The organism is Roseibium sp. RKSG952 (assembly GCF_009711355.1).
This window is the reverse complement of sequence record NZ_SMMF01000754.1, coordinates 1-6,894: the sequence shown is the minus strand read 5'-3', so window position 1 is coordinate 6,894 and position 6,894 is coordinate 1. Positions and strand designations below refer to the sequence as shown.

Annotated in this window: 5 protein-coding genes; 4 read left to right on the top strand and 1 reads right to left on the bottom strand. The window is 56.4% G+C overall.

Features of this window, described 5'->3' with window-relative positions; genetic code table 11:
• Positions 1–220: 220 nt before the first annotated feature.
• A complete protein-coding gene (locus E1297_RS05615) occupies positions 221–2,965 on the top strand; it encodes a PcfJ domain-containing protein (protein WP_155135055.1) in 2,745 nt (914 codons plus the stop codon).
• A 140-nt stretch (positions 2,966–3,105) separates the two neighbouring features.
• Here E1297_RS05615 and E1297_RS05610 read toward each other — a convergent pair whose 3' ends face one another.
• A complete protein-coding gene (locus tag E1297_RS05610) occupies positions 3,106–3,744 on the bottom strand; it encodes a hypothetical protein (protein WP_155135052.1) in 639 nt (212 codons plus the stop codon).
• Between the two features lie 212 nt (positions 3,745–3,956).
• On the opposite strand from E1297_RS05610, the gene E1297_RS05605 reads away from it, so the two are divergent.
• The 3 genes from E1297_RS05605 to E1297_RS05600 all read left to right on the top strand — a co-directional run bounded on the left by E1297_RS05605 (position 3,957) and on the right by E1297_RS05600 (position 6,646).
• Positions 3,957–4,418, top strand: a complete 462-nt coding sequence (locus E1297_RS05605) for a single-stranded DNA-binding protein (protein ID WP_155135049.1) — start codon at positions 3,957–3,959, stop codon at positions 4,416–4,418.
• 139 nt (positions 4,419–4,557) lie between these two features.
• Positions 4,558–4,944, top strand: coding sequence for a hypothetical protein (locus E1297_RS49080; protein ID WP_196223204.1), 387 nt, complete (start codon positions 4,558–4,560; stop codon positions 4,942–4,944).
• A 1-nt stretch (position 4,945) separates the two neighbouring features.
• Entirely contained in the window at positions 4,946–6,646 is a 1,701-nt protein-coding gene (locus tag E1297_RS05600; RefSeq protein ID WP_196223203.1) for a DEAD/DEAH box helicase, read from the top strand.
• The last annotated feature ends 248 nt before the right edge of the window (positions 6,647–6,894 follow it).

The window sequence follows — 6,894 nt, the reverse complement described above, 5'->3', positions numbered from 1 at the left end:
GCGCTTCGCTAAAATCACCGTCCTTCAGGGTGGGGAAGACGTTAAAGATCAATCCCGCATGGCTCAAAGCTGATGAATGGCGGCACGCACCCGCTCGGGGCGCGGATCGTGCAGCCCCCGCTCGCAGGCGAAATCCATTTCGCCGACGCGGTCGGGATGAAGTTTTACGGTGTCTCCATGACCCCTGCGGAACACGAGAAGAACGAGGGCTCCTGATACGATGGCCGGAACCGGACATGCCTACGAGATTGCCAACATCGACAGCGTTCATGAGTATCTGACCGAGACGTGCGAGCGACTGCCCGAAGGCCCCGCCAAGGACTGGTTCCTCTCCAGGATTGTTCTAAAGAACATCACGGCCCCCCTGTTCACGATCAGGCTCTCTCCCAACACCCCAACCAATGCCTTTCCCGCAATGAGGCCCGAGGAAAAACCCTACCTCCTGAAGAAGATCAAGGAGGGCAGGGACGTCAGGCTTTTCTCCAGGCAAGCGCTCGCCAATTCCGGACTGGACCTGTCCCACGCCGCGGATTGGCTTGCATCTCTCGACGCGGAAGACCCCGTCCTGAATAAGTTGCAACGCATGGACCCCATGACCGTCTTGGCGCGTGCGGACGACTGGATGGCAGACCTGAACGGCGACAGCGAAACCCGTGAGGGCGACATTGAAACCGTTCTCAAGACCCGGAACGGCCGCACATGGGTACGCCTCAAGGACAATAACGCCCTTCGGCACGAAGGGGCGCGGATGAACCATTGCGTCGGCAATAAAGGCTACCAAGAATGCAACGCCAGCGGCGCCTGCCGCATCTACTCCCTAAGAAGTCCGACCGGAAAACCCATCGTAACGGCCGAATACCTCCCCACGAGACAAACGTTTCGTCAGGTCATGCGCTACGGGAACAGACCTATCGGCCACATTGATCGGCGCGATCTCTGTGATCTAGCCGACCTGATCGGCGATATCGCACCGTCGAAAACCATGGAGTATGCCGGCCTTTGTCTCGATGCCGAAGGAAAATGGCGCGCCATCGAGGATTTTGCCGAAACTATTATGTTTCTCGATTTCCCCGCCCTCGTAAGGGTGGAGTTATTCCAGAGTAAATTATTCCTGCTGTCGCCGAGGAATACCGGAGCCACAATGGCCGTCTTTTATTCCCTAACTCCTTCATGGTGGAAGGAAGAGGACCCAACCAGACCCATAAAGGACCGCATCTCGGTCAACATGAACGTCGACGGGACCCAGATCAATCACATCGACGAGCAGAGGCAACTGGCCGACTTCGTCAATGCCTTGAACGCGGCTGGCTTCAACGTCTCTACACCTTCCTTCCATTACTTCGGCGACACCGACCTTCGGCCCTTCACGAACCGCGAAAGCAAACTCGTGCCCATGGTCGACACCTTCGATGTCATTACCGGGAACGAGATCGACTACCTCAGACACGAGAACACCTACTTTCTACAAGCCCCCGGAAACAAGGCGCGGACACTCGCGACCGCTCGGCCAGATTGCTCCGAGGGACTATCCGCAGAGACCGAAACACTACGGCTGAAGTATACTGACCACAATGTTCGCCTAAAGAAAGACATCGACCCCACTCCGTCGACGCTTCGCCGCCTCGCTCGTTTCATGAATTCGCTTCGCAGTGACGCAGGTCTGCTATTCGTAAAACTCGATTCTGAACATTCAAAAAAGGTGTGCAACGTCCCGGGACTAGGGTTCGTCTACGTTCCGGACTACACGGTCACAGAAAAGACCGAAGACGGCTCTGGCATCTGGTATCGCACCCCGTGGTCTTCCGCGCTCGCGATGGAATCCCGCCTTTCGAAAAAAGGCAAAATTAACATGCTGAGCGTGAATTTCGACTCGCACGACGACACGGCGAACGAACGAACCATTCGCGGAATCTCCATCATGCTCGCGACATCGGACGCCGTCGATCTCTTCTGCGAGGAACTAAACGCCCGCAAGGCCATTCCGTCGATGAAGTTCTACAAGAATATGTCCCTCGAACACTGGCTGAGTCCGAAACCGATTTACGTTCGCGGAAAATGGAGCCGTTTCCAGGGCGTCGATTGGTATCTCAAACTCATGAAGGGCAAAGCGAGGACGCTTCGCCTCAAGCCACTCGACGCAGAAGCCGCGCTCTACGCCCTGTCCAATCAGCCGCATCCCCTCAGGGAGGGGCAATCAGAACTCCTTAAGAGTGCTCTCCTGTGCTGGGCCTCAAAGGTGAACATCCGAGGGCCACAGGCCGAAACCTTCCCTTATAGCAATTGCCTATTCGAGGCATACGGCCGCGTTCTGGCCCTTATCCCCTTTTATGAGCGAGGCGATCTCACGGAAAAGGAAACGAAGGCCGTCAAAAGGATCGCCGAGGCCTGCGTGGGCTACCAGTTCCGCAGGGGGAGCCGAAGCCGCCACCCTCTCGAAGACGAAGAACGGACGCGAATCCTGTTCCGAGCCTTCTTCGACCTCCTTTCCGACAAGCTAATAATCAGGTACGCTCGCAGGCTTCACCGCGCGAACTCATTCAACTTCTTCAAGGAGCAGTATAGAGACAAGCAACTCGACCCGGTCTGGATCGATCGCCTCAAGTCGGCGGTCGGGCACGTCCACGAAAGACACCTGAAGAATTCAGCCGTAAGCACCATCTGGGACCTCGGATACGTCATCGGCACCCCAAGCCCGAAAACAGTGGAGTCTTGGCTCGAGTTGTTCGGCATCGTCATTGATATGAAGCTCGCCGACTCCTATTTCTTTCAGCGCGGAGCCGAAAGAATACTTGAATTCCTCTCCGAAAAATCCGAAACCAGCGACGAATGGCGAAACCTTAACGACCGCAGGGGTTTCATAGAGGAAGCGCTGCGGGAAAAAGCCCGGAGGGCCGAGGAGAGACAGAGGGAATTCACGGCGAAATTCAGAAACTCAAGGGCATCTGCAGAGGCGAAGACCGCATGAAGCAAGACTTCGCACCCATTACCTGAAACGCGCCGCAAAGCCCGTCCTTCAACGTGACGTTAACTCGGCTCGGTTCATTCGCGCGGTCAGACTTGACCGTCTCGCAGGAGGAATCCCCTCCCTTTAGGGAGGGGTGGAAGTCAAAACCTCGGGGCCACACCCTCCTCAGGGAAATGTTTATCAGCGACTTCCTCGAACCGCTCCATGCGGCTCCTATGGTAATCCGCCGCGCGCCGAAAGGCCTCTCCCATCAGGACTTTCATGTCCTCATTATGGAACCGGTCCATCAGAGCCGTGCACATGCATTCCAAAAGCACCGTCGGCGGCACCTGCCCGCAAGCGAGATATCCCTGGGCGATGTCGTTGGATAGATCCGTGCCGCTGCCTGTCATGACGATTAGGGCGTTGTAATCCTCAAACTCCCTCTCCCGGTCCTCCGGTACCTCCGCGATCACGACGGCGACGCCGAGATCCTCTAGTATCTGCGCGACCTCCTGATGGGTGTTCTGAAAGAGATTGACCGGCCAAACGTTCAACATCCTCTGCCTATGGTTCTCCACCCAGCTCCCGTAGTCGTCCGAGTTCTCGAAGGCCTCCACGGCCTCCTCGTACTGGGTTTCGAGGTCGAACTCATCGCCGAGACCGTTGTTTTCCAGTTCGTCGACGCTCGGATTCGGCGTCACGATGTAATTATAATCCAATTCCAGGCTCACAGGCTGGGCATTGATCGACGCTAGTTCCAACATCCCGAGCGCAGCGATTCTTTCTTTCAAGTTCATTTTAAGCTCCAAAAATCCAACGGTTTCCTTGAGTTTTCATCGAACCAGGAATTACCTTTAACCCTTCGTCGAAACAAAAGCCCCTCCTTTGAAGATATTCCATTTAATCCTTGCAAGCATGAAATGAATCCTTTAGAAAACGTCTCAGATATCCCGGCGAAGACGCGAATCCCTCGCATCAATCGCCTGACGAACCAACGGAGCATTCCAACATGGCGGGTAGTGTAAACAAAGTCATCCTTATCGGCAACCTCGGGGCAGATCCCGAAATCCGCAACACCCAGGACGGTCGCCCGATCGTGAACCTGCGCATCGCGACCTCCGAATCTTGGAAGGACCGCAACACAGGCGAACGCCGTGAGCGCACCGAATGGCACCGCGTCGTCGTCTTTAACGAAGCCATCGCAAAGGTCTGCGAAAACTACCTGCGCAAGGGCGCTAAGGTCTACATCGAAGGCCAACTCCAGACCCGCAAGTGGCAGAACCAACAAGGCCAGGACCAGTACTCCACCGAGATCGTCCTTCAGGGCTTCAACTCGACCCTGACGATGCTCGGCGGTCGCGGCGAAGGCGGTGGTCAGCCGTACTCCCGCGACGATGATCGTGGCGGCACTCCGGAAGGTGCTCCGCCGCTCGATAACGGCCCCATCCATGATGATGAGATTCCTTTTTAGAATGGAGTGAAAGAGGGCGGAAAACTCCGCCCTCTTTCATGATGGAGACGAGTCAGAAAGGGTGATCGAATACCCAAGAGACGCGCCAGATGCAGCGTAAACCGCAATACCCCGAAAATCTGAAGGAACAGCGTCTCTAATGACGATGTCGTCCGAAATCGCGGATACTCTACAGAAGGAGGCGGCGACCATCGTCTCCCTTCTTCAACGTTGTCCGCTCCCCCTTAGGGATGAAAAGAAACTTCAGGAAGCGATTTCCACGGCTCTCACGGAAGCAGGAATCCCGCACAAGCGCGAGCACCATCTATCCGGATCCGATATCGTGGATTTCATCTTTCCGTCCGGGCTCGTAATGGAGGTCAAAATCAAGGCCCCGAAGCGCGCGATCTACCGTCAATGCCAGCGCTATTGCAAGCACGATGCCGTCAAAGGACTCATTCTCGCGACCGCCACGGCCACCGGGTTCCCGCCTGACATCAACGAGCGCCCCTGTTGGGTCGTTTCCCTCGGCATGGGATGGCTCTAACATGAAGGCCATCAAGACGTACGGCGATCTGACCTTCGATCAGGAATCGAACAGCTGGATCGTCACCGAATTCCCGCCGCACGTCTCTATGCGCATCAAAGACATCTTCCGTCGCGTCAGTAAATTCGAAACCAGCGTCTTCAAGTTCCCGAACAATCCACTCCACTGCTTCGAACTCGACTGGTTCATGGATCGGTTTCCGTTCCGCATGTCAGCCACCGACGAACGGCGACTGAAGAAGGGGTGTCGAGACTACCTCAAGGAAGCACGCGAGATTGAGGAGATCTTCCTTCCCGACTACGCCCCTAAAGAAATTCAGGGACTGCGCGAGGGATGCGAACTCTGGAAACACCAAAGCCAGTTCGTCCAAGTCTTCGAGCGCGTCAAGAAGATGCTACTCGGCGACGACGTCGGCCTCGGCAAGACGAATTCGTCTATCGGAGCGATGCTTCTGCCCGGTACGCTTCCGGCGGCCGTCGTACTTCAGGCACACCTGCCGGATCAGTGGGTGGAGCGCATCGAGGAGTTCAGCCACCTTCGCGTCCACGTCATCAAGACCAGGAAAGCATACAAGCTCCCGGAAGCGGACGTTTACATCTTCTCCTATTCTAAGATCCTCGGATGGACCGACCTGTTTGCAACCGAATTCTTTAAGATGGCCGTCTACGACGAGCCGCAGGAGCTGCGCGCGGGAACCAGCACTGAAAAGGGCATGGCCGCACGCATTCTTTCGGACAATGTCGAGTACATTCTGGGACTCACCGCGACACCGATAATGAACTACGGCATCGAAATGCACCACGTGATTGAATTCATCGTTCCGGGGTTACTTGGAACCAAGGATGAGTTCGTCCGCGAATGGTGCCATGGTAACGAGAAGCTTGTCTCGGACCCGGATGCGCTCGGCGCCTACCTCATCGACGCGAACGCCATGCTCAGGCGGACCGACGAAGACATTGGCCGAGACAGACCACTACCTAACGTCATGAAGCACCACGTCCCATACGACAGCAATGCGGCAAAGAGCAGCGATCAGCTCGCCGTCATGCTTGCACAACAAGGAACGAGCGGTTCCTTTGTTGAGCGAGGCAGGGCACTTCGCCGCCTGGACGCGCTGGTTCGACAGAAGACCGGAATGGCCAAGGCAGTCGGTGTCGCGAACTACGTCCGGATCCTTCTAGACGCAAACCTTCCACTTCTCCTCGCCGGCTGGCACCGGGAGGTCTATGACGTTTGGCTCGACGAACTCAGAAACTATAACCCCGTCATGTACACGGGCACCGAGGGTAGGGCAGCCAAGCGCAGGTCCAAGGAGGCTTTCCTCGCGGGCGACAGCAACTGCATGATCATCTCTCTAAGATCCGGCGCGGGTCTCGACGGTCTCCAGTACCGGTCCCAGGACATCGTCTTTGGCGAGCTCGACTGGTCGCCGATGATTCACAAGCAGCTCGCCGGCCGCCTTGATCGATATGGACAGGAGGATGTCGTGAATAGCCACTTCCTCATTGCCGACGGCGGGTCCGATCCGCTTATCGTCGAGGCGCTGGGCATCAAGTCGAGCCAATCTCATGGCATCATGAATCCCGACAAACCGCTGCCACTCAAGACGAGCAATTTCGAGCGCATGCAGATGCTCGCGAAGACCGTTCTGGAACGGCGCGGGATTTCGACGGCGGACTTCGACGTGTCGGTCGCGACCTAGGCACGCGAACTACTGGTTCTCTTTGCGTCCGATTTTCCAGTTCGTCCGACCAGGACACAGGTTTCAGTCCCGCAAAGCCGCAGCCACGCAGCCAGCCCAGCATAGCAACCGGAATAAGTTCAATTTGCGACTTAGAGCTACCAAACGCCGCCGCGATCAACGGACATACTTGAGTGCGAGCCCGGGACCGCCTCGCAGGATGACAATACTTAACGTCTTCCCCGCCCTGAAGGACGAGGCTTCCTGCT